This is a genomic window from Rossellomorea sp. RS05 (assembly GCF_039822645.1).
Taxonomy (GTDB): domain Bacteria; phylum Bacillota; class Bacilli; order Bacillales; family Bacillaceae_B; genus Rossellomorea; species Rossellomorea marisflavi_B.
Genome location: NZ_JBDKWY010000001.1, coordinates 754,324 through 780,987, shown reverse-complemented (window position 1 = coordinate 780,987; position 26,664 = coordinate 754,324). Strand labels below are relative to the sequence as shown.

Genomic DNA, 26,664 nt, shown 5'->3' with positions numbered 1-26,664 from the left:
ATGTGGCTAAATGTGGCATCTCTTCTTGGTAAAGGTCTTTTACGTTCAATAAATAAAAGGAGGAGCCCTATGTTACTGCGAAAATACATGTCCTTAAACGGTGTCGGCTCAGCAATGATCGATTTGACCCTTCCCAAAGATCATTACCGAAAAGGGGAAAAGCTATCAGGGAAATTCCATATCAACGGGGGGATCGTGGACCAGCTCCTGACAAAAATTGAATGTCAGCTTGTCATGATCTATGAGAACGGCAAGAAAGAAGAGATAATCGATACGAGGATCGTGGCGATCACTCATGCTCTTGAGACTGAAGAGAAGGATATGTATTCATTCGTTTACCAGATTCCAGATGATCTGCCGGTTGAACACGCAGGAGCAAGGTACCTATTCAGGACAAAGCTCAAGTTTGAGGAAGGACAAGATAGCGTGGATGAGGATTACGTCACCATTCATTAGAAAGGATTAAAAACGAAAAAGAGCCCCTTTTGAGGAGCCCTTACATAAAGATTACAGCTGCTTAGACATAATGATATTGGTCGTCTCAAACCCTGTGCCCGTATAAAGGCCGATGGCTGTTTTGTTATGACCGAACACGTGAAGTGAAATTTTCTCCATCCCCATATCCCGGCTGAGCTCTTCCAATGCCTGAAGCGTCTGTTTTCCATACCCCATTCCCCGCTTGCTTTCGAGCATTTCAATATCAAAAATGTAATTTTCCTTCATTTCGTTATTGGCATGAAACCATAACATCCCAACATTCTCTCCCTCGTCCATGACGGTGAACAGATGGTGATCCGGTGTATCCTTCCCTTGTGGCAGAAGCTTTTGAAATTCGCTCTCAGACTCTTCGATTGCCGTTTCTTCCTTAAAATTACCGGCTTTTACTTTCTCAGCGGCATAAGAAGCGACGCTTCTATTCCGCCATGCTTCAAACTCATGATCACTCATTTTCTTCAATTCAACCATGTAGATTCCTCCTAGTTAAAAATAAACCGACCAGATTGTCGAGATTATCGTGATTGTCCCTGTCCAGATAAGGACGGGCGTTACGAGCCACTTACCAAATCGGTTGGCAGCAGCGTACTCCGCCTCTTGATCAAATGGCGCCACTTCAAAGAACCGGTTGCCCATGAGCTTCTTGAAAATGGTATGGAGCCAGAAGGTCATGAAAACGAGGATGCCCCCAAACAGCAACCACTTCAATAAAAGGGGAAGGAACAGAATTCCGCCTGTGGTGATGGAAATCATCTGTATATATGTCCGAAAGAAAGTTCCATTACGTAAAAATGCTTTTAAACATAGTTCCAGGATTCCATTTTCAGCTGTCCGTTCCCGGAATAAACGCCTTGAGTTCCTGAACAAGATCAATGGCCTGCCACGTTTCCCTCCTTTTTCTTTCTCTATTTGAGAGGAAAGGCTATATACCAGGTTTACATATTGATTTCGTTCCGATTGCTCGGTCTCCACTTCACTTTGGAAATCCCCTGTACTTTTCACCCCTTGAACGAAGTAACCAAAGATAGTCGACAGCAGGATCAACACTGCCGCGATCCCATATATCGGAGAATCCGCAACCGTTGAGATCAGTACAAAGGCTGCTACCATGAATAGCATCAAGACTCCCCTTGACCATTGTCCCGCTATGTATTTCTTCATGAGCAGCACTGACCATTTGAGCAAGACGAATAGAATGAAGATCACGGCTATAGTCAAGGGACGTTCATCATATATGTTCACGAATATGGGAAGGGACAGGGCAGCAGGTAAAACGAGTGACATCAGGATCTGTCCCAGGGTGACCATAAGGCCCAGTCTTTTAAGTGCAATGACTTGCTCCTTCTTTTCTATCAGGAACAATAGATCCGGCTCTAGGACATAAGTGCGTATGTTTCCCCCGAGTGTCATGAAGCCCAGTATTGACAGAAGGATCCAGACCGGGATACCAGAAGCCCAATAGGATTCCGTTTCAGTCCACCAATCCCGATAGAAAAAAGGCGCCATGATCGCAAACGGAACTACAAGGTAGAGGGCGATCGTCCAGTCGATGACCGAGCGGATTACCTTCCATTTCTGCCGCCACTCATCCTTGAATCGGTGCCGAAAAATGGGCCAGACCATCATTCTCCTCCCCCTCTGTCAGCGCATCGAAGCAATCGAATAGCGAGCCTGCTGGGAGTCCACTCTTTCTCCGGATGGCCTTCAGGTCCCCCTCGACGATCATTTCCCCTTCTGCTATCAGTACAAAGCGGTCGCAGATCCGCTCGGCGGTGTCAAGGATATGGGTCGACATCAGGACGCCCGCTCCCCTTTTACGCTCAGTTTCCAAAAGGGCGAGGAGTTTTTTCACTGCAGTCGGATCAAGCCCCATGAACGGCTCATCAATGATATAAAGATCCGGTTCTTTCAGAAACGCCAGGATCAGCATCATTTTTTGTTGCATCCCTTTTGAGAACTGATCAGGATAATGATGAAGAACATGGGTCAACCGGAAGTAGCTGACCAGGCTAGTCACTTTTTCTTCAAAGGCTGCCTGTTCTCCATCTAAGGTCGTGTACAGAAAGTCAATATGTTCCCTCATCGTCAGCCGTTCATAAAAAATCGGACGTTCCGGTATATACGCATAGGGAGAAATCTCGACCGTTCCCTTCACATGCTTCATAAGACCCAGGATGGTTTTGATTGTTGTGCTTTTCCCCGCACCGTTGGGCCCGATCAGACCGACAAGCTCACCCTTCCCGACCTCAAATGAAATGTCTTGCAGAATCAGGTCATCCCGGCTGTAACCTGCTTCTTGAATGGTTGTGTTCAATATCATATTCATGCCTCCAAAGACTAACTATCCCTTCTTATTCTACCATTATCATCCAATGTTTGTGGAGTGGGAATTTTCAGGTAAATGGAGATCCCCAGCAGACAGCTCATGTGTACTTGGAAGCCTGCGGAGCTTGGAGACACTCAACCAGAATACCGAAATGAAGACGATTGCGCCCGCTGCCGACATGAAGATGATGCCGCTTCCCCACCGGTCGGCCATAATCCCCCCAAAAAGGGAGCCTAGGGGCATGGCCACAGCACTCATGGACGCGACAACCGAAAATACCCTTCCCATCAGATGCGGTGGCAAGATGGACTGGATGGCAGCCCCCGTAATGACATTCGTTGCACCGATGGGTAGCCAGGCCAGGCCAAACAATATAGCTCCGATTATGGAAATACCCGAAAGGCCCGACACGATCCAGCTGGCCCCGCCTAGAAAATACAATGTAATGGTTAACCGGCCAAGCGGAAATCTGGATAGAACGGGAGCGAACATTGCACCAGACAGAAGACCAAGTGAAATGGCTCCAAGATACCACCCAAACCAGGATGCCCCTGCTGATTCACCCGTGTATACAGGTAGGATGGCATATGTAGCGCCTATTGCCCCATTTGCAATCACGGACGCGACCAAGAAGATGGCCATATATGAGCGAAAAACAATCATCATCCCCTCTGCCAACTCCCCCTTATACAGAATAGTCGATTCCTTCAACGTTCTTTTCCTGGTCCTTTTTTTCTCTGGCAAACGAAGGGAGCTGTACACTAGAGCGGCTGCTAAGAACACAGCAGAATCCATCATAAAGAGGGTTACGGCACCAATCAATGGGAGAAGGATTCCTGTAAGGGCATTGAAGATCATGTCGGCTCCTTGGTAAGCGAATGTAAACAGAGCGTTCCCTTTTACAAGCTGTTCTTTTTTGATGATCCGTGGCAAGGCGGCTGTTTGGGCGGGATACGTAAACTGATTCATCATGGATACTACCGGCATGATCGTCAAGATCACGGCCACATTCAAATAGCCTATGAAATGGGCAACCGGAATCATCAGGATCAGTCCTGCCTGAAGCACCTGTACGTATGTCAGCAGCTTCTTTGTACTGAAACGATCGACCAGTGGACCAATCAAGAACTGCAGAACCGTCGGCAGCATAGTGAGGAAACCGGCCAACCCCGTATAAAAGGCACTTCCTCCCAGTTCGTACACAAGCCACATGGCGGCAACATAGTAGATGCTGTCCCCCATATTCGATAGGATCCTACCTATAAACATGAATCTGAAGTTTCGATTTCTAAACAAATGCTCTTTCATCCCATTCACCATCTCCTGACTGTAAGTTTTTTTGACCATTATAGTAAAAAAATATACTCAGTTAAAATTATTTTACCGTAGTGCTAAAAGAAAAGACCTCTCACTGGTCTTTGTCTTTTACTCTTTCAAAAACAGGCTCTTCTACCCGGAAACCATAGTTGGATACAAAATATCTCTTCTTGACCGACGCCTCTTCTGCTTCCGCGCGGCGATCAAGTTCTTCCATCAGTTTGAATTGTTCCTTGATGTACCATTTGAAGGTATCTTCCGAAGCTTGAATTTCCCAGGAAGACGCCAACATATTCCACTCAGAAGGATCTTCACTCGAATCAACATCTTCAAGAGCTTCAGATGGTGCAGATATTAGCTTTGATGTCGTCTGTTCCATCATTTCAAGCATGAGATATTGTTTCATATCGCTGATTTCCTTCGTGTGTGGGAAAAGACTTGAATGGGGATAGAATCCTGTTGCCACAGACTGATAGAACTTTTGAATAATGCCATTTTTCTCTTCAGTTTTCACGATTTCTGCAAGACCAAGTTTTTCAAGCTCTTTCAGGTGATAATGAATCCGTGCTCGTGAAAGCTCGAAGATTTCGGACAGCTGCTGACCCGTATACGGCCGTTCAATCAGTTTGAACATCAGCCTGACCCGAAACGGATCGCTGAGAGCTTTAAGCTGATCAAGATCTTTGATGATATAGATTCCTGCCATACTGCACACCTCTTTTTACTCGGTAAAAATAATTTAACGGTTATTCCTACTCTAATCCATTAGCGATCGATTTGCAATGGGAGAATGAAAATCGATTGAACATTCTTTCATCTGGATATACTGGTTGGTAAAAGAAAGAAGGTGTCCTGATGGTCCACGAATGTTCGTGCCCAAACTGTCTGTGTGAAACAAAAAAAGAATGCGACTGCCCCTGCTGCTGCGAAAAATAGTAATCGATTACAATGATGTCATCTTGAATTGATAAAAAACTTTGACAACAGTCAAGAAATCATGTACATTACCAATGGACGAACATTTCATTTTCGTCCGACGATAATTATTCGTGTTTAGGAGTGTTCATGATGGAAAACGTGTTCGACTATGAAGATATTCAATTGATTCCAGCCAAATGCATTGTTAACAGCCGTTCAGAATGTGATACAGCCATCACATTAGGTGGACATACATTTAAACTTCCTGTGGTACCTGCCAATATGCAGACCATCATCGATGAGAAGATTGCTATGTACCTTGCAGAACATAACTATTTCTATATTATGCACCGTTTCGAACCTGGGAAAAGGATCAGCTTCATCGAGGATATGCACGCTCGCGGACTGATTGCGTCCATCAGCGTGGGCGTGAAGGAAGAAGAATATAGTTTTGTGGAGGAACTGGCCTCTAAAGGGTTGGTACCTGAATACATCACGATCGATATTGCACATGGCCATTCAAATGCCGTGATCAGCATGATCCAACATATTAAAAAACTCCTGCCTACGAGCTTTGTTATTGCTGGAAACGTGGGGACACCAGAGGCGGTAAGAGAACTTGAACATGCTGGAGCAGATGCGACCAAGGTTGGGATCGGTCCGGGCAAAGTTTGCATCACAAAGATCAAAACCGGTTTTGGAACCGGTGGCTGGCAGCTTGCGGCATTAAGATGGTGCGCAAAAGCTGCAACCAAGCCGATTATCGCTGACGGCGGGATCAGGACCCATGGGGATATCGCGAAAAGCATCCGATTCGGTGCCAGCATGGTCATGATCGGGTCGTTATTCGCAGGGCATGAAGAATCTCCTGGTGAGACGACGGAAATTGATGGAAAACGCGTCAAAGAATACTTCGGTTCTGCCTCTGAATTCCAAAAAGGTGAAAAGAAAAACGTGGAAGGGAAGAAAATGTTCGTTGAGCATAAAGGCTCCCTTCAGGATACCCTGACGGAAATGGAACAGGATCTTCAATCCTCGATCTCCTATGCAGGCGGAACGAAACTCGATGCCATCCGGACCGTCGATTATGTGGTAGTGAAAAATTCGATCTTCAATGGCGACAAAGTTTATTGATAGACTAAAAGAGTTGGGCGATGGACGCCCAACTCTTTTACTTTTTGTTCAGGACCGGGGCAGATCATGCTTGAATAATGCTGCCCATAGTCCATCGGATTCAAATACATCCTGATCGCTATCCCCGACCATTTTCCGTATTTCCACTGGGGTGAAGCACTCAAAAATCCGAATGAGCTTTTCTTCTGTATATCCCATCCCGCCATGGAGCGACCCCTTTTGGTAGATCTCCCAATCTGATAGGGTGGCACCCCCATATTCTCCGTCTTCACAAAAACAGGCGAGGCCATAATATCCATCTTGCTTCAACGCATTCAGGATCACTTCTCTGTACCGGGGTCTTCTGTGTGGAGCAATATGGTGAAAACACCCCGAGTCGTACACTAGATCATATGCATCCTTTTCAATCTGATGTTCGAGGAGGTCTGCCTGGAAGAAGCGGATCGTAGCACCCGCTTCTTCTGCGCGTTCCCCTGCCCACTTTAAGGAAGTCGAAGAAAGGTCCATTGCATCGACCTCCCATCCATTACTGGCGAGATAAATGGCATTCCTTCCGGCACCACAGCCAATATCCAGTGCTTTGCCCGTTTTCAATCGACCACTGTTCACATACGACACAAGGTTCTCATCGGGTCTACTTGTAAAAATAGGAATTTTCCGTTCGCGATTTTCATAAAATCCTTCCCAAAAAGGCTTGGGGTCCCTTAACCATGAATCCAGCATCTTCAATACATCGTTTTCATCTACAATCCATTCTCTCATCGTATATCCCCCCTCCTATTATTGTACAGGAAGGAAAGAATAGGCATGTTACACCCGTATGAAACAATGATGTTTTTCACAGGAAAAGGGTCGGACCCAGGAACTCTCAAATGAGCCGTATGCCCCTCTTCTTTACCTTGATCGGCCGGTAGGATAGGCTGTAGAATCAGGGTAGCCTACCATCTTCCTCCAAAGTTGTAGGTCTTTCTGCGCCTTTTTGGGAGGAGCACCCATGTCTGGCTGGATGTTTTATATGACAATTATGACAAAATGATTACAGGTATTAAGCGGTTAAGTAATCATAAACAAGCTTTCCGATTCTCGAGATCGCCCTCCTTCCATCCTCTGGAGCCTGCAGCTCATCAATCAGAACAGCCACATAAGCAATCTTTCCTGAAGTTGACTCCAAGATCGCACAATCATGTTCAACGCCAGGTAGTTCCCCGGTCTTATTGAAGACTTTTACATCTCCCCCTACCAATGCAGGAAGTTTATCACGAAATTGCTGGCGTGAGAGCATTGTAAGCATTTTTCTCCTGGATGCCTCCTTAAAGGGACCTTCGTTGATTGCTTTAAGACAGCTGACCACGTCCATGGATGACGTCCAATTGTCCTGTCCCATTTCCAACGATCGGAAGTCCATCATCTTACGGTTCAAGAACGTCCGCTTTAGATTCCACGTCAGGCAGAATCTGTTGATTGTATCCTTTCCAATTAGCTCGATCAGCCGGTTGGTGGCTGTGTTGTCTGAGACGGTGATCATGAGCATCAACAAATCTTCAATGGACAGTGTGATTCCATCATGCAATCCATTCAAGACCCCTGCGCCTTCCACATGATCTTCATGACGCAGGACCACCATGGCATCACCATTGAGGCTGCCTGTCTGAATCTGTTCAAATGCAGCCATCATGATCGGCAGCTTGATCAGGCTGGCAGATGATTTGCGCCGGTTCTCTTCCCAAGACAGGGACTCGTCATGTGAGAGGATCGTGAAACTTACACTTCCGGGACACTCATGTACGACCTTCATCAAATCCTCTCTCAAATCTTCCAGTCCTGCGGTTCTCATTTGGTTACGGCCACTTCGTCATGATCTTTGATTATGGTTTCATCGTAAAGGTGACACGCTACAAAATGACTCGGTTCCACTTCTTTCCAAATTGGTTTTTTCTCTGCACAAACATCCATTGCGTGAGGGCAGCGTGTCCTGAATACGCATCCACTCGGGGGATCGATGGGGCTAGGGATCTCACCCTTCAGGATGATCCGCTCCCTCCTGTCCTCCACGTCGGGATCCGGAATCGGGATGGCAGATAGTAGCGCCTGTGTATATGGATGCAGAGGCTTTTTGTACAGTTCCTTACTCTCAGTCAGCTCGACGATCGATCCCAAATACATGACGCCGATCCGATTGCTGATATGCTTCACCATGGATAAGTCATGGGCTATGAACAAGAAGGTAATGCCCTTTTCCTTTTGGAGTTTCCTAAGGAGGTTGACGATTTGGGCTTGTACGGATACGTCAAGCGCTGATATCGGTTCATCTGCGATGATGAACTCTGGATCGAGAGCAAGAGCCCGTGCAATCCCGATCCGCTGCCGCTGTCCGCCGCTGAATTCATGTGGATATCGGTTAGCATGATCCCGGTTCAAACCGACGTCTTCCAGCAACTGATAGACCTTTTCCAACTGTTCCTTCTTATCCTTATAAAGCTGATGGGACTCCATGGGCTCCGCTATGATTTCTTTCACAGTGGATCTGGGATTGAGAGAAGCATAAGGATCCTGGAATATCATCTGGATCTTACGGTGAAATGCATGCTGCTCCTTTGCGCTAAGTGCGTGGAGATTCCGACCCGCATATTCCACCTCCCCGCCCGTACAATCATAGAGCCCGATGATCGTTCGTCCAGTCGTCGATTTTCCGCATCCGGATTCTCCTACAAGCCCGAATGTTTCGCCACGATATATATCAAAGGATATGTCGTCCACCGCTTTCAGTAACTTCCCCTTATCCAGTCGGAAATGTTTTTTGAGCCGTTTCACTTGAAGTAGCTTTTCATTGGTCATCCTTACCGCCTCCTAGTCTTTCCAATAGCGCCTTGCTTCACAAAGTTCTTCCTCATAATACGTTCCTTTCAGCGATAGGGTCTCGATCGTCTTCCCTGTTTTTGGAGAGTGGATCATCACGCCGTCCCCATGGTAGATTCCAACATGATGGACCGCACCCTTGCCTTTCTCATAAGCAAAAAACAGGAGGTCTCCAGGAGCCAATGCATCCAATGGCACCTTCTTTCCGTGCAGGGCCTGATCATTTGCATCCCTTGGGATGATCACACCGTTAGCACGGCACATATTGTAGGAGAAACCTGAGCAATCATATCCGAAAGCGCTCATTCCTCCCCAAAGATAAGGGAGATCCAAAAATTGCTTTCCGTCTTTCACAATCGCAGCACCGTCTCCCTGCACATCCGGTATAGTACGTGAAGAGAAAACGATATCTTCCACTTGTAGGGTACCAGGCCCTTTGGGTGTCTGTACCCGAACGGCTTCCTCCGTTTGATTGATTACCGGAAGGGCAGTCAGATAGCTTAACTTCATTCTTCCATTCTCATATTCCAACTCAGTGAACGGGACAATGACGATGGCATACCCGTCCTTCGGTTCCTTGCATTCATCCCTGCTCAACTGACAGCTCGGGATCCATCCTGGATATCCGTCTGCACATTTGGATGAAGGCTGCTCCGCCACGACTACTTCAGACCATTCCCCTTCTATCCCTACCACGTTTACTTCGGTTCCGAACAAGAGCTGTGATTGGATTAGATTGCGATCGCACAGCTCCAATAGTGATTCATAGTCCTGCGGGGCAATCCACTTTTCCATGTCTACAGGGTCGGACAGGATTTCTTCATCACGTTTTCTCGGGGATTGTGGTGTCGTCCATAAAGTGGCCACGGCCACATTAACTACTGACCTTTCCATCATTGGTTATCCTCCCTTTCTCCAAGTGAATATGTTTAATGCCCATTCCAGGACTTTCAGAAAGCCTGATTTGTTTCCCTTCATAGGTCGCCCCGCCTTCAAGAAAATCGTGCGCTAGCATAAGGGGAGCGTCAAAGTCGTATCGGGTAATATTCCGGCTGCTGGCTGCAAAGTGGGCTGCAGCGGTGATACCTAAACGGGACTCGATCATGCTCCCCACCATGCATTCCATTCCCGCAGCTTCTGCAAGGACGTTGATCTTGATAGCCTGGTGAATCCCACCTGCTTTCATCAGTTTGATATTGATGAGATCCGCACATCGGTGCTTTACCACTTCCAATGCCTGAAGTGGACTGAAGACACTCTCATCGGCCATGATCGGTGTATCGACTTGGTCCGTCACCCATTTGAGTCCGTTCAGGTCATGAGCGGGAACCGGCTGTTCGATCAATTCGATTCCTAGATCAGAGTCTTCCATTTTTTTGATGGCACGGACTGCCTCTTTTGCTCCCCAGCCCTGATTCGCATCGAGCCGGATCTGCACTTCCCTACCAATTGCCTCCCGAATCGCCTGGATCCGGCGGATATCCTTTTCTATGTCATCTTTACCTACCTTGACTTTTAATACATCAAATCCTTCTCTTATGTACTGACGTGCATCATCGGCCATCTCAGACGGCTCATTGACACTGACGGTGAAATCCGTTTCCAATCGGTTCTTGTGCCCTCCAAGAAACTGATAAAGGGGCAGCCCGCTTCGCTGGGCTACTAGATCATAGATTGCCATATCAACGGCTGCTTTTGCACTTCCGTTCCCGGTCATGCATGTTTGGATCCGATGGAATATTTCTTCATGATTCAATAGATCCCCTTTTAACAAGATAGGCTTCAGATGATAGTGGATTGCTCCTTCTATACTTTGAAGGGTCTCTCCTGTTATGACAGCTGTGGGCGGGGCCTCTCCCCACCCGATCCGTCCATCTTCACAGGTGATTTTCACAATGATCGCTTCAGCGGCGGTCACGGTCCTTAGGGCTGTTTTAAATGGCTTGATCAGTGGAACATGGGTTTGAAATGTTTCAATTTTTTGGATGATCATGATCATGACCCCTTTCGAAGCCCAGATTCGATTCTAAAGGAAAGATCCTGTGTATCCATAAAGCCATGTGCACCGAATGGAATGGCAAAGCTAGGTGAAGAATGACCAATCATGAATCCTTTAAGGGTCGGTTTTCCAGCGGGAATGATATGGTGGTTGATCACTTCATCCAAGCTAAGGGAGCGGTCCTGTTTAACTGGATCGCAGTTTTTGAAATCTCCGATGATGATACCGGACGCATCGGCTAATTTCCCGGCCATCTTCAATTGATTGAGCATCCGATCCACTTTATAAGGTTCCTCATCAATCTCTTCGATGAAGAAGAGTTTTCCTTTTGTATCGATCTCATGCGGTGTTCCCAATGAATTGACCAACAGTGTCAAGTTCCCGCCTACAACGGCTCCATCTGCTTTCCCTTCTACCAATGTTTCAATGGTTGAAAGTGACTCTGGATAAATGACATCCTCAGTGCCAAAGAGCTGATCAAAAGATTTCTTTGTCCACTCCGGTACAGAGTCAAGTCCGATATCAGAGCTTAGCATGGGACCGTGGAAAGTTACGAGACCAGTCTGCTGGAATATGGCCGTATGTAAAAATGTGATATCACTATAGCCCCAAAAAATCTTTGGATTGAGGCCGATGAGGCCGAAGTCAAGATCTGAAACGATCCTTCCTGTTCCCACTCCACCACATGCACAAATGATTCCCTTTATTTCGGGATCTCTGAACATGTCATGCAAATCTGCCAGTCGTTCTTCATCCTTGCCTGCAAGGTATCCATTTTTTTCATAAAGGTGCTTTCCGATCACAGGTTCCAGTCCGAGCTCTTTCAGAAAAGGCAGTGCCTTTTTGAAGTTTTCGACATTTGGGGGGCTGGCCGGTGCAATCACACCCACTTTATCTCCCTTTTGTAGAGGTGAAGCTTTCATAGGTAGCACATCCTTTTAGTAGAAAAAGAGGGAGGGACAATGAGATTCCCACTGTCCTTCCCGCTCCTTTTATTTTTTTTCCGCCCATTTGAGCTCCATATAGCCTACTGGATGACGGACGATACCTGAAACATCTTCATTTTGCATATATACGTAGTTGTAGAAATGGATCGGGATGATCGGCATATCGTCCATGAGGATTTTCTCTGCTTCATACATCATGTCGAAACGCTTCTGTTCATCTGCTTCGTTCAAAGCCGATTGGATCAACTCGTCGTATTTCTTATTGCTCCAAGCGGTCCTGTTCATGGAATGCCCCGTCTGGAAGTTTTCAAGGAAGTTGATCGGATCTGCATAATCTGCCAGGAATGAGCTTCTGGAAAGCTGGAATTTACCTGCTTTTTGTTCATCCTGGAACACATTCCACTCCATATTGGCAAGCTTCACTTCAACTCCGAGATTGTCCTTGAACATTTGCTGCATCGCTTCGGCAATTTTCTGATGAGTGTCACTCGTGCTGTAGGTCAAGGTGACGGCAGGAAGCTTTTCATAGCCTTCTTCCTTCATTCCTTTTTCTAAAAGACTCTTGGCTTCCTCTACATCCGTCGCGGTAAGATCACCGCTCGTTTTGCGGAAATCGTTTCCGTCGGCATCATTGAACCCACTCGCGACAAATCCGTAGGCGGCTTCTTCTTTGTTCTTGGTTACATAGTCGACCATCTGCTTCTGATCCACTGCCATGGAGAACGCTTTCCGGATATTTTTATTTTGGAATGGCTCCTGATCAAGATTGAACCTGTAGAAGTACGTACCAGCCTGATCTTCTACGTTGACCTTTCCGTCCTTGAACAGTTCCTCGCTCAGATCTGCCGGTACGTCTGCCGTATCGAGCTCGCCTGTTTTAAATAATTGATAATCTGTGTTGGAGTCATTTACCATGGCCCAGTGGACTTCTTTTAGCTTCACGTTCTCTTTGTCCCAGTATTGATCATTCTTTTCCATTACAAAATGGCTGTCATGCTCCCATTCCTTTAATTTGAAAGGACCATTCGCCACGAAGCTGTCGGCCTCGGCAAACCACTGAGGATTATCGGTGGCGACTTTTTCATTGATCGGGAAGAATGCCGGGTTGGCGATGACGCTCAGGAAGTAAGCCTGAGGGCTTTTCAATGTCACTTCGAACGTTTTTTCATCCACCGCTTTCACTTTTACGTCATCTGCACTGCCCTTTCCGGTATTATATGCTTCACCACCCTCGATAAAGTACCCGAGGAAGGATGCCGGGGATCCGGTTTCTGGATCGAGCAGGCGCTTCCAGGCAAATACGAAATCATTGGCCGTTACATCGTCCCCATTTGACCACTTGGCATTTTCTCTCAGGTGGAAGGTATAGACTTTTCCATCTTCCGATACATCCCACTTTTCAGCCATGGCTCCTTCCGGCTCATGTTTGTCGCTTAGTCTCGTCAACCCTTCCATTAAGTTATTCAGCGCTGTCCATGAATAGGAATCGAATCCGATCGGCGGATCAAAGGATGTCGGCTCCGCTCCATTGTTCAAATAAAGGATCTTTTCCCCTTTCCCGTCCTTTGAATCCTTTCCTTCCGATTTGCTTCCAGCATCTTCGTTGGCCGTACAAGCAGCCAGCATGACAAGGATGATCCCGAAAATAAACAGCTTGCTCCATTTCTTCATCTGATTTCCCCCTTATGATTTTTAATCTATCAATCTGTGAATCTAACGGATCGTTATATTCACAGCTGAAAGCATGGCTTGTTTTGCCCGATCATCCTGCAACCAGCAATCCACATGATGATCCTTTGAAAGGCGGGTCTTCTCAGGGTGCACCCTGTCGCATACCTCCATGGCCATGTCGCATCTTGCAGCGAATGGGCATCCTGCAGGAGGTGCAAATAAATCCGGGGGTGATCCGGGTATGGGAATCAGATTCTCCCCTACGAGATCGAGCCTTGGTACTGAATGGAGAAGTCCCTTCGTATAGGGATGCTGAGGGGTATAAAATATTTCCCTGCGTGTCCCCTCCTCCACGATCTTCCCTGCATACATGACAGCGATCCGATCTGCCACCTGGGCGACAACCCCGAGATCATGGGTGATCAGGATGATGGATACACCCGTCTTGTCTTGGATTTCCTTGAATAGTTCAAGAATCTGAGCTTGTATCGTAACATCAAGGGCGGTGGTCGGTTCATCTGCAATCAGCACATCTGGCTGACAGACAAGGGCCATGGCGATGACGATCCTCTGCCTCATACCACCTGAGAACTGATGGGGATATTGTTTGAGGCGCTCCTCGGGGTTGGGGATGCCCACAAGCTCCAGCATCTTCCGCGCACGCACCCCCGCTTCCTTTCGTGTAACATCCTCATGCTGCAGGATTCCTTCTTTGATCTGCTCCCCTATGGTCAGGGTCGGGTTCAGTGCGGTCATCGGATCCTGAAAGATCATGGAGATATCCTTCCCCCGTATACGCCGCATCTGAGCCTCCGAGCATCTTAAAAGATCTTTTCCTTTGTACAGGACGGACCCTTTTCGGATCCTGCCCGGTGGACTGGGGATGAGCCTCATGATGCTTTGAGATGTCACGCTTTTCCCGCAACCTGATTCCCCGACAATCGCGAGAGTCTCCCCCTTCTTCACCTGGAAACTCACACCACGTACGGCTTGAACTTCGCCTCCATAGGTGGAAAACGATACATGCAGGTCATTCACTGATAGAACTTCTTCCATGGTGTTACCTCCTTAATTTCGGATCCAGCGCGTCCTGCAGACCGTCACCCAGGACATTGAAAGAGAACATGGTGAGGGAGATGAAGAGCGCCGGGAAGAACAATCTCCACCAGTGCCCCGACAGGATCGTCGACAGCCCGTCATTGGCCATGACCCCCCAGCTCGCGTATGGTGCCTGGATCCCCAATCCTAGAAAGCTCAGGAATGCTTCGGCAAAGATGGCACTGGGAACGGTCAGGGTCATTTGGACAATGATCGGTCCCATTGTATTCGGAAGAAGATTCTTCCGGATGATTCTTCCCGTTTTCGTTCCAAAGGTTTTTGAAGCAAGAACGAACTCATAATTCTTGATCTGGAGCACCTGTCCCCTTACGATCCTCGCCATCCCGATCCATCCCGTCACGGTGAGGGCGACGATGATGGTCAACAATCCCGGTCCCATGACGACCATAAGCAGGATCACGACCAGAAGGTAAGGAAGTCCGTAAAGAATCTCGACGATCCTCATCATCACATTATCCGTTTTTCCCCCTTTATAGCCTGATATCCCTCCGTAAAGTATCCCGATGACAAAATCAATGAGAGCCGCCATGAACCCGACAAACAGGGAGATGCGAGCTCCATACCATGTCCGGGTGAAAACATCCCTTCCCATGTCATCCGTTCCGAACCAATGACCGGCTGAAGGCGGGAGGTTCTGGTCGGCAAGAATCTGTTTCGTGACATTGTGAGGAGAGAGGATCGGTCCGAGAATGGCCATGACAATCAGGGCGACCAGAAAAGACAGTCCGAGCATGGCAAGCTTGTTCTTCACGAGTCGCTTCCACGCATCCTGCCAGTAGGAGAGGCTCGGCCTGACGACTGCCTCTCGCTCATTTTTACTCTTATCCAATGGGGCAAACCATTCGTCAGGAACGGTTGTCACTTTTTCTTCTCGTTTGGGGATCGCCATCATCTAGCCTCCTTCTTATGTAGTTTGATCCGCGGATCGAGCAGTCCATATGCCACATCCACCAAGAAAAGCATGACGATCAGGAAGGCACTGTAAAAGACGGTCGTCCCCATGATGACCGGATAATCACGCTGATTGATGCTCTCGACGAAATATTTCCCCATGCCCGGTATGGCAAAGATTTGTTCAATGACGAATGTACCCGTCAATATTCCGGCTGCCAGTGTACCAAGGATGGTCACCACAGGCATGAGGGCATTTCGGAGGGCGTGCTTGAACACGATTTTCCACGGGGAGAGCCCCTTGGCCCGTGCTGTCCGGATATAATCCTGGGTAAGGACTTCGAGCATGCTTGAACGCGTCAGCCTGGCTATGATGGCCATTGGTCCTGTGGCGAGCGCCAAGGTGGGCAGAATCATATGCCTCCAGCTCTGCCAAGTGGCAACCGGTAGAATCTCCCAGTACACTGCGAATTGTTGAATCAGCATGGTAGCCATGACGAAGTTTGGGATCGAGATCCCCAGCACAGCGAATGTCATGGCCATATAATCAATGAATCCGTTATGTCTCAGGGCTGCCACGATACCAAGTGTGATCCCGGAAATGACGGCGATGACCAAGGTGATCATCCCGAGTTCGAATGAGATCGGAAAGCCTCTGCTCAGCAAATCATTGACCGTCTGGGACGGCTTGGTAATGGAGGGACCAAAATCCAGTGTCATAAGCGATTTCAAATATAGCCCGTATTGGACCATCAGGGGCTCATCGAGGTGATAATGGGCTTCAAGATTTTTTTGGACGGCTTCGCTTGTATTGCGTTCTTCGTTAAATGGTGATCCCGGTATGGCATGCATGAGGAAGAACGTCAATGTGATGATCAGCCACAAGGTGATCACCATGGAAACCAATCGCTTCAACAGGTATGTACTCATCAGCTTCACACTTTCTAACAGAATGTAGTTTTCATTGCAAGTTCGGTCATGACAATCATCGCACGATAAGCTTCAAGGATATCTTTTGCATAAAAGCGGACCGTTGTCGAATCCGGTTCCAGGATTGTGCCTGGCATGGTACTGGCCCATTCAGCCTGACCGTAGTTGGCGAATTCGATGCGAAGGATCGGGTTTTCCGGAGGGATCAGGGGTTTGACAATCGACCGGTTGGAAAGGGCCGACCGGGTTTGTCTGGCAAGCAGGCCCGCGGCCTTCTTCGGCGTAAGGCTTTTGGCTACCGACCTGGTAATGGCCTCTTTCACGATTGCCGTCGTGACCTCTGGGATCAATTCATTTGCTTCAAGGGCTGCCTGATCATCACCCGATACCATGAGAACAGGGACGCCATAGAATCCCGCCACGAGAGCGTTGAATCCCATTTCTCCTATGGCTATGTCATTGATATACATATTCCTCACCCCGAAGGTCATGGAGTGGGACAGCACTCCCTTTTTCGATGCCCGCGCATGATAGCCAATAAAAAAAGCACCCGAAAATGACTCGTCCAACCCCTGTACCATGGAAAACGGCTTTGCTCCACCAGTGATCAGGGATGTGTCGGGATGCAGCAGTTCAATCATCAGATTATTCATTTGTGAATGGCTGTCATTGACGAGGATCTCTTGACAGCCTGCTTCAAAAGCAGCAGTGATGACGGCATTGGCTTCATCCGTCATGATTCTCCTTCCCCTTTCATAATTGTGCATCCTGGAATCAACGTGGGTTTGATCCACAAGCCCCGAGATTCCCTCCATATCCACCGAAATATAAATCTTCACCTTGCGTCCTCCTTTCATAGGAAAATATTATTAAATTTTCTTAATATTATAATAATTAAACAAGGAAGTGACAAGGTATTTCGAGAAAAAAAGGAATAAACTCCTAAAAATAGAGCCATGCCCCACCTCCTTTTCACCCATGGACATCTGAGTATACTCAAATAATGAAAAAAGATTTTCTTTTTTGGTCGTATACTTTAAAATAGAGACTATCACGTGACGGTTAGGAGGAAATCGTTTGGGACAGAGAAACTGAAAATTGGAGAACTAGCCGAGTTGGCGAACGTAACTAAGCGTACGATCGATCATTATACGAATATAGGGATTCTAAAAGTCGAACGCTCTCCTTCTAATTATCGCTATTATGATATTTCATGTTTAAACACGATAAGAGAAGTCAATGATATGAAATCAAGCGGCATGTCTTTGGACATGATAAGGAAGAAAATGATCGAAAAAGATACCGAAGAAATCGACGTACGGGCACTCAGATGGAAACTGAAAGACCTGAACACAGAAGTGACGGAGATTTTGAACCATAAAGAACTTTCACAAGCAAAGAAGGACCTTTCCAAAGAAAGTCAAACGCTTATCCAATCCCTCCTTCTGCTGTTAAACTAAATATTTTACTGGGAGGTGAACGTCTTACGCTTGTAAGACGATTCATTGGACATTGATTCATTATTATTAATTAAGTTAGCAGCAATTTTCGTACTGATCGCCTTGACGGCCTTTTTCGTCGCCACGGAATTTGCCATTGTCAAAGTACGTACATCCAAGATCGACCAACTGATCGCTGAAGGAAAGAAAGGTGCGGTGTCGGCTAAGAAAGTCGTTACACATCTTGATGAGTACCTATCAGCTTGTCAGCTTGGTATCACCGTGACGGCACTCGGCCTCGGGTGGCTCGGGGAACCCACGGTGGAAACCCTGTTACATCCATTATTCGAGTACTTTCACTTGAACGCATCCCTTACTCACATCCTATCGTTCGGAATTGCATTTGCCCTTGTGACATTCCTTCATGTGGTTGTCGGGGAACTAGCACCAAAAACGATGGCGATTCAAAAAGCGGAAACCATCACAATGCTTTTTGCATCTCCGATTATCTGGTTTTACCGCATCATGTTTCCGTTCATCTGGTTCCTGAATGGATCCGCACGTTTCTTCGTCGGACTGTTCGGTTTAAAACCCGCATCGGAGCATGAGTTGGCCCACTCGGAGGAAGAACTTCGCATCCTCCTTTCTGAAAGCTATGAGAGTGGCGAAATCAACCAGTCGGAACTCAAATATGTGAATAACATCTTTGAGTTTGATGAAAGACTTGCGAAGGAAATCATGGTCCCCAGAACGGAAATCATCTCCATCTCAAAAGATGCCACCATGGATGAAGTGATGGACGTCATTACGACAGAGCACTATACCAGATATCCTGTAGTAGACGGAGACAAAGATAATGTTCTCGGTTTTGTGAACGTGAAGGAGCTTCTGACCGCATCAATTCAAACTGCTGATGGAATCGACAATCTTGAGCCATATGTGAATCCTTTGATTCGAGTCATTGAAACCATCCCGATCCATGATCTTCTCGTGAAGATGCAGAAAGAGCGCGTCCACATCGCCATCCTCCTTGATGAATATGGCGGGACATCCGGTATGGTAACCGTCGAGGACATCATCGAAGAAATCGTAGGTGAAATCCGTGATGAATTCGATGATGATGAAGTACCTGAGATCAGGAAGGTAAAAGACGAACACTACATCCTGGATGCCAAACTTCTCATACAGGACGTCAATAATCTCCTGGGTACGAATCTCAGCGATGAGGAAGTGGATACAATAGGAGGATGGTTCCTTTCTGAAAACATCGATTCCAATGCAAGCAAGGAAATCGTCACCGAAGAAGGGTACACCTTCAGGATCCATGATAATGATGGTCATCAGATACACTACCTTGAAGTTGAAAAAACAGTATAAAAAAACAAGAAGGAGCAGGTCATCCCTGCTCCTTCTTGTTTTATCTTTGATTAAAAGATCAGGGGATAATTGTCCAGGCAATCGCTCCCCCTTATGTGAAATTCTTAATAAATAGTCGTACCACATCTGCTCCTCCGATGATGGTACCCAAGGTACTTCCAAGGTTTGCTAACACCACAATTAATAGGACACGGGTCACCTTGTTATTCCAAAATCCCTTTACGCTCAGGACATCTTCCGATAATGTATCAAAATCTTTTACACTCGGACGCTTAAAGTATGCCTGCACGAAACCTGCGAACCACCCCGCAGCGAGAAGCGGATGCAAAGAGGTGATGGGTGCGGCAATGAAAGCCGTCAAAATGGCCAGCGGATGCCCCATCCCGATCAATACCCCAAGTGCTGAAAATCCACCATTCCACAAAATCCAGCTGATGGATTGGTCGAATCCGGCCGAAGGGTTGTTGATAAAGGTATAGACAATCAGCGCGATGATGGCTAGCGGGATTATCCAACCAATGATTTTTGGCGCCTTTGATTTCGTAGGACGCTCAGATAATCGTTTCAAGTCATGCTCTTTATGAATCTCCTTTGTGATGCCTGGAACGTGGGCCGCACCCAGGACAGCGACCACCTTTTCCCCGGGTGCAGTCCTGATCTTTTGGGCCAGATATTGATCACGTTCATCGATGAGTGGTGTCTTTAACTGCGGGAACACCTGGGTAAATTCATTGAGCATGGAGTCAAGCATATCCTTTGATTTGATCCGCTCCAGTTCTTCTTCGGTGATGCTTTCGTCGCTGAAGATGCTGAAAATGATCTGGGTGAGCAATTTTGCTTTACCGGTGAATCCGAGATTATTCCAAATCCGTGAAAATGTGACCTGAATATTTCGATCGGCCAGCACCAGCTCGGCGCCCGTCTCTTTGGCAGATTCAATTCCCTGAATCATTTCTTGCCCCGGTTTGATCCCGAACTGCTTGGCCATCCGTTTCTGGAATGATCCGATGGCAAGGTTCATAAGGAGCAGGGTTGCTTTTCTCTCCTTTATTACTTGGAAGATATCCGTCTGCTTCCATTTGTCTCCTTCGACAATGGATTGATAACGCGGTTCATCAAGCTCAATACATACTGTATCCGGCCTTTCCCGCTCAATAACCTCCTTGACCTGCTCGGCGCTTTGCCTGGAAACATGGGCCGTGCCGATGAGGATGAATTCTTTGTCTTCAATATGTATCCTGGTAATGTTCTGTTCTGATTCAATTGACATAGGGTACCTTCCTTTTCAAGCAATGGACATTCTCTATCATATGATAAACTAGTTTTGGCAAAATTTAAATAAAATCATCTTTTTGCGGCATTCCCCTTTATACCGAAGTTCATCTGAATACCCATTCTGACTCATTTCCTGTCATCATATCCTTGACCATGCAACTCCGGTTTGAAACTTCCCTTTCTCCTATCACCGCTACAAACGGGATCCCTGCCTTACGGGCATAGTCCATGCTTTTTCTTACGGACCTTCCAGACATGTCCACTTCGACCCTGTTCCCTTCTTGTCTAAGAACCCGTGCCATCCGAAAGCAGTGCTCCATTTCTTGGACCGGAATGATCAAGTAATCCACCCAAGGATCGGGGACGGTTTCTTCCTTTTCCAAAAGGGCTGTCAAAATGACATCCAGGCCGAAGGAGATTCCGACAGTGGAATAGGATCCTCCCTCCTCCCCTTTCAACCCGGCAATGGCATTATGATAGCGACCACCGCTTCCGATGCTCGACCGCAGGCTGCCGTCCTTCATGAAGAGTTCATAGATGGTTCCCGTATAAATGTCCAGTCCCCTGGCAAGGTATGGATTGAATTGGCACTGAGCATTCAATCCCAAACCTTCAAGGAGTTGCTCCAGCTCTCTCAGTTCTGCCAGCCCTTCAGAGATCAATGTGTTTTTTTCTATATAGGGTGCAAAGTACTCCAAGCAATTGGGGGCATCCAATATGAACTGCTTTGTTTCATTTAATGCTCCTGTACTAAGTCCTTTTTTCTTCAGTTCCTCTTCACTTGCTTCCAGGCCGATCTTCTCCAATTTATCCAGGACGAGGATCACTTCCCCACTTTTCTCAGGTGGGATGCCGAAGGATTCCAGCATGCCTGCAAGCAGCTTTCGGTTATTGTATTGGATGACCACTTCCATTTCCAGCCGGTCGAACGCATCCAGTGCCATCATGATAAGCTCTGCTTCTGCTGCACATGAATCAATGCCCGTGACGTCTACATCACACTGGGTGAACTCCCTCATCCTTCCTTTTTTGATTGGACCGTCCCTGAACACTTTACCGATTTCATAGCGTTTAAACGGCATTTTCAACGTCGGATTCATGGCCACTACTTTGGCATAAGGGATCGTTAAATCATAACGCAGGGCAAGATCACGTTCCCCCCGGTCGCTCAGCACGTACATCTCCTTCAAGATTTCCGCCCCACCTCCATATTTGGATGCCAACAGATCCGTATAATTTAGAATGGGCGTTTCCAGCGGCTTGCAGCCGTATTGTATGAACACGTCTTCCAGTGTATTCCTCACCTTTCTTCGAATCCCTTCAGCTTCAGGCAAATAATCAGCTGTTCCTCTTACATTCTGATAATCCATCTTTCTCATTTTATCTTCCTCCTTCTTTCATTTTAGTGCCTCTTATCCAGAACACAAAAAACCGCAGCTGATCTAAGCAGAAACTTAAGTCAGATGCGGTTCAATGGGTAATAGCCTTCCTGGTTTTTTTAAAAAACAACCGGCAAGGCTACTTGATATGATGATGGAATTGTGTCTGAGTGAATAAAGTCATAAGAAACACCTCGAATTTTCACAATAATAGCATAATATAAATCACAAGGCAAGATTTCATTTATATAGATTAAAAGGAATCATGCCTTGTCAGGGTCGGCCTTTCAACGCCAAGATTTCTCAAAACACCCATGAGCTCAGGAAGCTGTTCGATGATGGCATCTGCATGATCAGGTACGCTGTACCCATCACCCCGGAGCCATATCGAGGTCATACCTGCATCCTTGGCACCCTTTACATCATTGATGGGGTGGTCGCCCACAAATGCGCATTCCTCAACCTGCACGCCCATTTTGCCTGCAATCGATTGAAAGATTCTCTTATCCGGTTTGCGCATCCCTTCCGATTCTGAAATGAGGATTGTATGTGCATATAAGTGGATGGATAACGCCTTTAGATTGTCAGATTGAAACTGATGATATCCATTTGAGATAACTCCGATGAGTATCCCCTTTGCACACAGTTCCCTCAGCACTTCTTCCACGGGACCCAATGGAATGCAGTGGTGTTGAAAATGTAGTAGATAATCAGACAGAAGCTCTTCTACAGTATGTCCCCTCAGGTCAAATTCTCGAATCAGCGTTTCATACACGGTATCCTTCCATACATTCCCCCGGTCATCAAGCTCGATGAATCGATTCATGTAAAGGTCCTTTTCCACATGATGAAACATATTCAGCCGTGCGTATTGATCCTCCAGGAAGGAATGGAGCGACTTATCCCTGTCCAGAAGAGTATTATCAAGATCAAAACAAACCGCTTTGATCATTGTATCGACCTCCCATGGGTCTGTATTGTCAATGTAAAGCTCAGCCCCTTGAAGCGGTCCATCTTCCATAACCGCTCATTTATCGGCAAGCTAGCCTGACTTGTTCCGTTACATCTTCATCTCCGTCCAGATATACGCTGACAATTTCCGTTTCTCTATATCCGGTCTCCATCTTGATCTGATTGATCCATCGGCAAACCAGTAACGGGACATCCGATCGCTTCCTCACATCAAATTCCCCGCCTTTTCTCATATGTGTCCCATCAATGGACAAAACAAGATCAATCAGCACCTTCATTTCCCTGCACCTTCTCCGCTAAATGATGAAAGGCTTCCACGACGACATCGGGCCGATCAAGATGAACTGCGTGTCCTGATTCTTCCGCTATGATGAACCGGCTGTCGTCAGTCAGCTCTGACTGTTCATACATCAGCTTTTCCCAAAGGGTTTCAAATATTCTTTTCTCCCACTCAGGGAGTCCGTCTTGCTGCCGGATGACATATTCTTTATCACGGGCAACGACTGTTAACGGAATTTGCGGGAATCCAGGACCATTTTTCATAATCATCGCATCTTCCTTCCACCATGTGACCTCTGAGTACATGGCCGCATACATGAGGGGATTCTAATTGAAATCTTCGAGCTTTTCATTCAGTAAGGTGGGCAGGCCAGGAACACAACCGGGGGCAATAACGTCTTTAAGTTCTTCGGAAGTTTTCCCACTATAGATGCGACAGGTTTCGAGCCATGCAGCATCATTGTCTGCGTCCATCACAGGGAGAATGAGGTCGTCCAGTCGGTGAAGGTTGACCGATGTTGAATCCACGAGAAGAAGCGCCTTGATCATGAAGGGGTGCGAACGGGCGAAATGCTGGGCACATAGGCCTCCATAAGAATGTCCGATGAGAGCATTACAGGTTCATGGACCGAAAGCAAAGGAAGCAGCTCAGCCAGTTCTTCAGACAGGGCTCCAGTCCTTCGGATGCCCTCACCTAATTCACTCTTACCAAGACCAGGACGATGAAATAGAATGACACGGTGCTGTACTGAGAGAGCGTGTACAACAGCATGCCATTCCCAAATAGGCGAATTCATGCCAGTTAAGATGATCACTGGAGATCCTTCTCCCATTTCCCATACTTCCATAGCAGCACTCCGGACCTTCACGGAGCGGATCTGTTCTTTCATCCTGCTTGCTTCCTGACCAGCATCTCAATGATGCCATGATGATGGGGATCTCCGTGTGTAAGATCCAGTCGGTAGGATTGAGTCATCACCAGGATCTCGAAACCAGTGAAATACTCAAGGAGTGAATCCTTGGTGAAAAAATGAATGTACGTATCATTCTTCTCTCTATAGAAGGTACCTTCATCTACTTTTGCCGCCATCTTCTCATTTCTGGCATATGCAGGATCGTTGCGATTGAAGGCTTGAATATAGATCATGCCCCCCACAACAAGGCCACTGATCGCCTTTTGAATGATTCGTTGGATCTCATCTGGATGGAAGAAGTTCAGTACATTGCTTATGATAATCAGTGAATACGATGAAGAGGGGACGGGAAACTGCGTGATGTCAGCTACCATCGTTTCCATCTCGAATCCTGACTCAATGCAGAACTCCTGGCAGCGACTAACCGCTGAGGAAGAATAATCGACACCTGTGACGGGATGCCCTTTAGCAGCGAAATAGTGCGCGTTCCTTCCTTCTCCCATCCCGAGGTCTAATACGGCGTCTCCATCATTGAGGAGAGAACTGTATTCGATTAGGGAACAATCAACGCTATCCCCCCAAAGGTTGTCCGTTTTCCGATATGCTTTCTCCCAACTGTTCACACCACCGTGCTCCTTCCCTCTGATTCTTCATGAAATACTACACTTTCCTTCGCAACCGGTTCAAGGGTGATGGTGACGACCGTCCCCCATCCAATCTTGCTTTTCACCTTCATTTGTCCACCATAATCCGCAATCAATTTAAAGCAGATCGTCAAACCGATCCCTGTGCCCTTTTCTTTATTGGTATAGTAAGGCTCACCGATTCGGGATAGTCGTTCTCTCGCAATACCCCGTCCGTTATCCAAAATGCGGATCCTCGTTTTTCTGTTTTTCTCATCAATCTTGATCTTGATTTTCCCCATTTTCGGGAGTGCTTCAAAACTGTTCTTCAATATATTGATGATCACCTGTTTGAAATGGGATTTCTCGAATCGGGCAAGGTGTCCCTGTTCAAGTGTATGGTAAATGCTGATGCTTTTATTTTGTTCCAAGGCAATGGCCTCGAACAGAAGCTTGATGGTATTGACCTCATGAACAACAGATATGGAGGTTGTACTATCCCCGTTTTGTTCCACCTGCGCTTCGGGTTTGGCGAGAAGCAATAATTCCTTCAAGACCTCATTGATACGATCGATTTCTTCAAGGACGATATCTTCATATCCTTTTTCTTTCTGGACTTCCTTTGATAATTGTATAAATCCCCTGACGGTAGTCAATGGATTCCGGATTTCATGGGCGATGCTTGCTGCAAGTTCCCCGATGACTTTTGATTTTTCAGAAACCAGCAACAACCGCTCATTCTCTTTTTGTTTCGAAAAGTCGATTCCATAGAACAGGGTGTGATATTCCTTCTCCGCTTGATCTAATTTTTGAAATCCCCACTGGATATAGTACGGTTTTCCCATTTTATTCATGAATCTCTGCACGTCTTTACGCGATGGGTTGATTGAGTATGGAGGCTCTGCTACTACGCTGAAATCTTTCCCGATGAGTTCATCCTTGCTCACATCCCAAAGCTTTTCAGCAGATTGATTGACCTTGATGATCTGATTCGATTGGTCCATGACGATCAAATAGTTCGGATTCAGATTCATAATGGCTTCCAAGAGTTCACTCTGTTTCGCTAAACGTGTGTTTGCCTGTTTTACACGCGCTGTCTGCATCTGAAAGAATCCGACGAATAAGAGGATGGCAACCAAAATCGAATTGAAACTTGAAAAGAATAAGGGGAATAACCCAAATCCACTTGTCACTCCATTCAAGAATACAAAGAGTGCACCGATGATCAGTTTTCCATAAAAGAGTTTATAGATCGGATCCTTCATCAAGATGGTGACCCTGAGTAGCAGGAATGTGTGAACGAATACAAGAAAAATATTTAGGAGGAACGTCCAGTTCAGTGATCCATAGACCGGAAGCCAGTGGGTAGGGGAATATACCCTCCCCGGGGCAACCATATAGGAAGTGACACCATAGTCCGTGAAGTTGATGATGTAGACCAGGATACTGTATCCGATCATGATACTCAGGCTGCTTCGATTGATCCATTTCCTGTAGCGTCTCAACTCTTCATGCTCACTTACCAGATAATAAATGAAATAATAGATGATCGGCATGATCAGTATCGGACCGATCCTGAAAAATCTGAACAGGCGATCAATCACCGATTCTGGTAGGAGCCCATCTGCATAGAGGGCTGCAATTTCAAGCTGCCAAGCACCGAGCAGCACCAGGAAGCAGGCTAGGGCGATGGAGACGGTCGTTCTGGAGTAGATGGTTAATGATATCGAGATGATGAATGGTATAAATGCAATAGCGACTAATAACATATACTCCATGCTTATCCTCCTCCACTAATGGGGT

The 26,664-nt window shown here is 46.8% G+C and carries 28 protein-coding genes; 4 read left to right on the top strand and 24 right to left on the bottom strand.

Features of this window, described 5'->3' with window-relative positions; all coding sequences use genetic code 11:
• Window positions 1–69 precede the first annotated feature (69 nt).
• Window positions 70–456, top strand: coding sequence for a sporulation protein (locus ABJ225_RS04000; RefSeq protein WP_347318570.1), 387 nt, complete (start codon window positions 70–72; stop codon window positions 454–456).
• 51 nt (window positions 457–507) lie between these two features.
• Here ABJ225_RS04000 and ABJ225_RS03995 read toward each other — a convergent pair whose 3' ends face one another.
• The 5 genes from ABJ225_RS03995 to ABJ225_RS03975 form a co-directional block, all read right to left on the bottom strand.
• Window positions 508–966: a GNAT family N-acetyltransferase gene (locus ABJ225_RS03995; RefSeq protein WP_347318568.1), complete on the bottom strand. Its 459-nt coding sequence runs from the start codon at window positions 964–966 to the stop codon at window positions 508–510.
• Between the two features lie 15 nt (window positions 967–981).
• Complete coding sequence (locus ABJ225_RS03990) at window positions 982–2,118, bottom strand: ABC transporter permease (RefSeq protein ID WP_347318566.1); 1,137 nt, start codon at window positions 2,116–2,118, stop codon at window positions 982–984.
• Window positions 2,081–2,815, bottom strand: coding sequence for an ABC transporter ATP-binding protein (locus ABJ225_RS03985; protein WP_218247148.1), 735 nt, complete (start codon window positions 2,813–2,815; stop codon window positions 2,081–2,083). Before ABJ225_RS03985 ends, ABJ225_RS03990 begins: the two co-directional genes overlap by 38 nt.
• Before the next feature lie 45 nt (window positions 2,816–2,860).
• Entirely contained in the window at window positions 2,861–4,129 is a 1,269-nt protein-coding gene (locus tag ABJ225_RS03980) for an MFS transporter (RefSeq protein ID WP_286188396.1), read from the bottom strand.
• 100 nt (window positions 4,130–4,229) lie between these two features.
• On the bottom strand, window positions 4,230–4,844 hold the full coding sequence (locus tag ABJ225_RS03975; RefSeq protein ID WP_218247150.1) for an ArsR/SmtB family transcription factor: 615 nt from the start codon (window positions 4,842–4,844) through the stop codon (window positions 4,230–4,232).
• 362 nt (window positions 4,845–5,206) lie between these two features.
• Here ABJ225_RS03975 and guaC point away from each other — a divergent pair, with 362 nt between their 5' ends.
• Window positions 5,207–6,190, top strand: a complete 984-nt coding sequence (gene guaC / locus ABJ225_RS03970; RefSeq protein ID WP_347318563.1) for a GMP reductase — start codon at window positions 5,207–5,209, stop codon at window positions 6,188–6,190.
• 48 nt (window positions 6,191–6,238) lie between these two features.
• Here guaC and ABJ225_RS03965 read toward each other — a convergent pair whose 3' ends face one another.
• The 11 genes from ABJ225_RS03965 to ABJ225_RS03915 all read right to left on the bottom strand — a co-directional run bounded on the left by ABJ225_RS03965 (window position 6,239) and on the right by ABJ225_RS03915 (window position 17,442).
• Window positions 6,239–6,952 (bottom strand): class I SAM-dependent methyltransferase, encoded by a 714-nt coding sequence (locus ABJ225_RS03965; protein WP_347318561.1) that lies wholly within the window; start codon window positions 6,950–6,952, stop codon window positions 6,239–6,241.
• A 283-nt stretch (window positions 6,953–7,235) separates the two neighbouring features.
• Window positions 7,236–7,985: a serine hydrolase gene (locus tag ABJ225_RS03960; protein ID WP_218247153.1), complete on the bottom strand. Its 750-nt coding sequence runs from the start codon at window positions 7,983–7,985 to the stop codon at window positions 7,236–7,238.
• Between the two features lie 35 nt (window positions 7,986–8,020).
• The gene (locus ABJ225_RS03955; RefSeq protein WP_347318559.1) at window positions 8,021–9,025 is read right to left on the bottom strand and encodes an ABC transporter ATP-binding protein; all 1,005 of its coding nucleotides are present in this window, start codon (window positions 9,023–9,025) and stop codon (window positions 8,021–8,023) included.
• Window positions 9,026–9,037: 12 nt separating this feature from the next.
• Complete coding sequence (locus ABJ225_RS03950; protein WP_347318557.1) at window positions 9,038–9,943, bottom strand: C40 family peptidase; 906 nt, start codon at window positions 9,941–9,943, stop codon at window positions 9,038–9,040.
• Window positions 9,921–11,039 (bottom strand): dipeptide epimerase, encoded by a 1,119-nt coding sequence (locus ABJ225_RS03945; RefSeq protein WP_347318555.1) that lies wholly within the window; start codon window positions 11,037–11,039, stop codon window positions 9,921–9,923. Before ABJ225_RS03945 ends, ABJ225_RS03950 begins: the two co-directional genes overlap by 23 nt.
• 2 nt (window positions 11,040–11,041) lie before the next feature.
• Window positions 11,042–11,968 (bottom strand): S66 peptidase family protein, encoded by a 927-nt coding sequence (locus ABJ225_RS03940; protein ID WP_347318553.1) that lies wholly within the window; start codon window positions 11,966–11,968, stop codon window positions 11,042–11,044.
• Window positions 11,969–12,037: 69 nt separating this feature from the next.
• Window positions 12,038–13,663, bottom strand: coding sequence for a peptide ABC transporter substrate-binding protein (locus ABJ225_RS03935; protein ID WP_347318551.1), 1,626 nt, complete (start codon window positions 13,661–13,663; stop codon window positions 12,038–12,040).
• A gap of 42 nt (window positions 13,664–13,705) precedes the next feature.
• Window positions 13,706–14,719, bottom strand: coding sequence for an ABC transporter ATP-binding protein (locus tag ABJ225_RS03930; protein ID WP_347318549.1), 1,014 nt, complete (start codon window positions 14,717–14,719; stop codon window positions 13,706–13,708).
• Between the two features lie 4 nt (window positions 14,720–14,723).
• Window positions 14,724–15,671, bottom strand: coding sequence for an ABC transporter permease (locus tag ABJ225_RS03925; protein WP_053427086.1), 948 nt, complete (start codon window positions 15,669–15,671; stop codon window positions 14,724–14,726).
• Window positions 15,671–16,603 carry an ABC transporter permease gene (locus ABJ225_RS03920; protein WP_056536621.1) on the bottom strand — a complete coding sequence of 311 codons (933 nt, stop codon included), beginning with the start codon at window positions 16,601–16,603 and terminating at the stop codon, window positions 15,671–15,673. Before ABJ225_RS03920 ends, ABJ225_RS03925 begins: the two co-directional genes overlap by 1 nt.
• Window positions 16,604–16,617: 14 nt before the next feature.
• The gene (locus tag ABJ225_RS03915; protein WP_347318546.1) at window positions 16,618–17,442 is read right to left on the bottom strand and encodes a M55 family metallopeptidase; all 825 of its coding nucleotides are present in this window, start codon (window positions 17,440–17,442) and stop codon (window positions 16,618–16,620) included.
• Window positions 17,443–17,718: 276 nt separating this feature from the next.
• Between ABJ225_RS03915 and ABJ225_RS03910 the strand changes: the two genes are divergently transcribed.
• Window positions 17,719–18,063 (top strand): MerR family transcriptional regulator, encoded by a 345-nt coding sequence (locus ABJ225_RS03910; RefSeq protein ID WP_481900592.1) that lies wholly within the window; start codon window positions 17,719–17,721, stop codon window positions 18,061–18,063.
• 51 nt (window positions 18,064–18,114) lie between these two features.
• A complete protein-coding gene (locus ABJ225_RS03905; RefSeq protein ID WP_347319306.1) occupies window positions 18,115–19,419 on the top strand; it encodes a hemolysin family protein in 1,305 nt (434 codons plus the stop codon).
• A gap of 91 nt (window positions 19,420–19,510) precedes the next feature.
• On the opposite strand, the gene ABJ225_RS03900 is transcribed toward ABJ225_RS03905, so the two are convergent.
• The 8 genes from ABJ225_RS03900 to ABJ225_RS03865 form a co-directional block, all read right to left on the bottom strand.
• Window positions 19,511–20,689 (bottom strand): TraB/GumN family protein, encoded by a 1,179-nt coding sequence (locus ABJ225_RS03900; RefSeq protein ID WP_347318542.1) that lies wholly within the window; start codon window positions 20,687–20,689, stop codon window positions 19,511–19,513.
• A gap of 109 nt (window positions 20,690–20,798) precedes the next feature.
• Window positions 20,799–22,064 (bottom strand): histidine--tRNA ligase, encoded by a 1,266-nt coding sequence (locus tag ABJ225_RS03895; protein WP_481900604.1) that lies wholly within the window; start codon window positions 22,062–22,064, stop codon window positions 20,799–20,801.
• Window positions 22,065–22,326: 262 nt separating this feature from the next.
• Window positions 22,327–23,025: an HAD family hydrolase gene (locus ABJ225_RS03890; protein WP_347318538.1), complete on the bottom strand. Its 699-nt coding sequence runs from the start codon at window positions 23,023–23,025 to the stop codon at window positions 22,327–22,329.
• Between the two features lie 79 nt (window positions 23,026–23,104).
• A complete protein-coding gene (locus ABJ225_RS03885; protein WP_347318536.1) occupies window positions 23,105–23,323 on the bottom strand; it encodes a hypothetical protein in 219 nt (72 codons plus the stop codon).
• Window positions 23,307–23,642 carry a hypothetical protein gene (locus ABJ225_RS03880; RefSeq protein WP_347318534.1) on the bottom strand — a complete coding sequence of 112 codons (336 nt, stop codon included), beginning with the start codon at window positions 23,640–23,642 and terminating at the stop codon, window positions 23,307–23,309. Before ABJ225_RS03880 ends, ABJ225_RS03885 begins: the two co-directional genes overlap by 17 nt.
• Window positions 23,643–23,869: 227 nt before the next feature.
• A complete protein-coding gene (locus tag ABJ225_RS03875) occupies window positions 23,870–24,214 on the bottom strand; it encodes an alpha/beta fold hydrolase (RefSeq protein ID WP_347318532.1) in 345 nt (114 codons plus the stop codon).
• Complete coding sequence (locus tag ABJ225_RS03870) at window positions 24,211–24,861, bottom strand: class I SAM-dependent methyltransferase (RefSeq protein ID WP_218247164.1); 651 nt, start codon at window positions 24,859–24,861, stop codon at window positions 24,211–24,213. The genes ABJ225_RS03875 and ABJ225_RS03870 overlap by 4 nt, the downstream gene beginning before the upstream one ends.
• Window positions 24,858–26,639 (bottom strand): ATP-binding protein, encoded by a 1,782-nt coding sequence (locus tag ABJ225_RS03865; RefSeq protein ID WP_218247165.1) that lies wholly within the window; start codon window positions 26,637–26,639, stop codon window positions 24,858–24,860. The genes ABJ225_RS03870 and ABJ225_RS03865 overlap by 4 nt, the downstream gene beginning before the upstream one ends.
• Window positions 26,640–26,664 lie beyond the last annotated feature (25 nt).

Excerpts from the sequence above, each read along its gene's own strand:
- ABJ225_RS04000 (WP_347318570.1), top strand. The coding sequence starts at position 70 with ATGTTACTGCGAAAATACATGTCCTTAAACGGTGTCGGCTCAGCAATG.
- ABJ225_RS03995 (WP_347318568.1), bottom strand. The coding sequence starts at position 966 with ATGGTTGAATTGAAGAAAATGAGTGATCATGAGTTTGAAGCATGGCGG.
- ABJ225_RS03990 (WP_347318566.1), bottom strand. The coding sequence starts at position 2,118 with ATGGTCTGGCCCATTTTTCGGCACCGATTCAAGGATGAGTGGCGGCAG.
- ABJ225_RS03985 (WP_218247148.1), bottom strand. The coding sequence starts at position 2,815 with ATGATATTGAACACAACCATTCAAGAAGCAGGTTACAGCCGGGATGAC.
- ABJ225_RS03980 (WP_286188396.1), bottom strand. The coding sequence starts at position 4,129 with ATGAAAGAGCATTTGTTTAGAAATCGAAACTTCAGATTCATGTTTATA.
- ABJ225_RS03975 (WP_218247150.1), bottom strand. The coding sequence starts at position 4,844 with ATGGCAGGAATCTATATCATCAAAGATCTTGATCAGCTTAAAGCTCTC.
- guaC (WP_347318563.1), top strand. The coding sequence starts at position 5,207 with ATGGAAAACGTGTTCGACTATGAAGATATTCAATTGATTCCAGCCAAA.
- ABJ225_RS03965 (WP_347318561.1), bottom strand. The coding sequence starts at position 6,952 with ATGAGAGAATGGATTGTAGATGAAAACGATGTATTGAAGATGCTGGAT.
- ABJ225_RS03960 (WP_218247153.1), bottom strand. The coding sequence starts at position 7,985 with ATGAAGGTCGTACATGAGTGTCCCGGAAGTGTAAGTTTCACGATCCTC.
- ABJ225_RS03955 (WP_347318559.1), bottom strand. The coding sequence starts at position 9,025 with ATGACCAATGAAAAGCTACTTCAAGTGAAACGGCTCAAAAAACATTTC.
- ABJ225_RS03950 (WP_347318557.1), bottom strand. The coding sequence starts at position 9,943 with ATGATGGAAAGGTCAGTAGTTAATGTGGCCGTGGCCACTTTATGGACG.
- ABJ225_RS03945 (WP_347318555.1), bottom strand. The coding sequence starts at position 11,039 with ATGATCATCCAAAAAATTGAAACATTTCAAACCCATGTTCCACTGATC.
- ABJ225_RS03940 (WP_347318553.1), bottom strand. The coding sequence starts at position 11,968 with ATGAAAGCTTCACCTCTACAAAAGGGAGATAAAGTGGGTGTGATTGCA.
- ABJ225_RS03935 (WP_347318551.1), bottom strand. The coding sequence starts at position 13,663 with ATGAAGAAATGGAGCAAGCTGTTTATTTTCGGGATCATCCTTGTCATG.
- ABJ225_RS03930 (WP_347318549.1), bottom strand. The coding sequence starts at position 14,719 with ATGGAAGAAGTTCTATCAGTGAATGACCTGCATGTATCGTTTTCCACC.
- ABJ225_RS03925 (WP_053427086.1), bottom strand. The coding sequence starts at position 15,671 with ATGGCGATCCCCAAACGAGAAGAAAAAGTGACAACCGTTCCTGACGAA.
- ABJ225_RS03920 (WP_056536621.1), bottom strand. The coding sequence starts at position 16,603 with ATGAGTACATACCTGTTGAAGCGATTGGTTTCCATGGTGATCACCTTG.
- ABJ225_RS03900 (WP_347318542.1), bottom strand. The coding sequence starts at position 20,689 with ATGTCAATTGAATCAGAACAGAACATTACCAGGATACATATTGAAGAC.
- ABJ225_RS03895 (WP_481900604.1), bottom strand. The coding sequence starts at position 22,064 with ATGGATTATCAGAATGTAAGAGGAACAGCTGATTATTTGCCTGAAGCT.
- ABJ225_RS03890 (WP_347318538.1), bottom strand. The coding sequence starts at position 23,025 with ATGATCAAAGCGGTTTGTTTTGATCTTGATAATACTCTTCTGGACAGG.
- ABJ225_RS03885 (WP_347318536.1), bottom strand. The coding sequence starts at position 23,323 with ATGAAGGTGCTGATTGATCTTGTTTTGTCCATTGATGGGACACATATG.
- ABJ225_RS03880 (WP_347318534.1), bottom strand. The coding sequence starts at position 23,642 with ATGTATGCGGCCATGTACTCAGAGGTCACATGGTGGAAGGAAGATGCG.
- ABJ225_RS03875 (WP_347318532.1), bottom strand. The coding sequence starts at position 24,214 with ATGAAAGAACAGATCCGCTCCGTGAAGGTCCGGAGTGCTGCTATGGAA.
- ABJ225_RS03865 (WP_218247165.1), bottom strand. The coding sequence starts at position 26,639 with ATGGAGTATATGTTATTAGTCGCTATTGCATTTATACCATTCATCATC.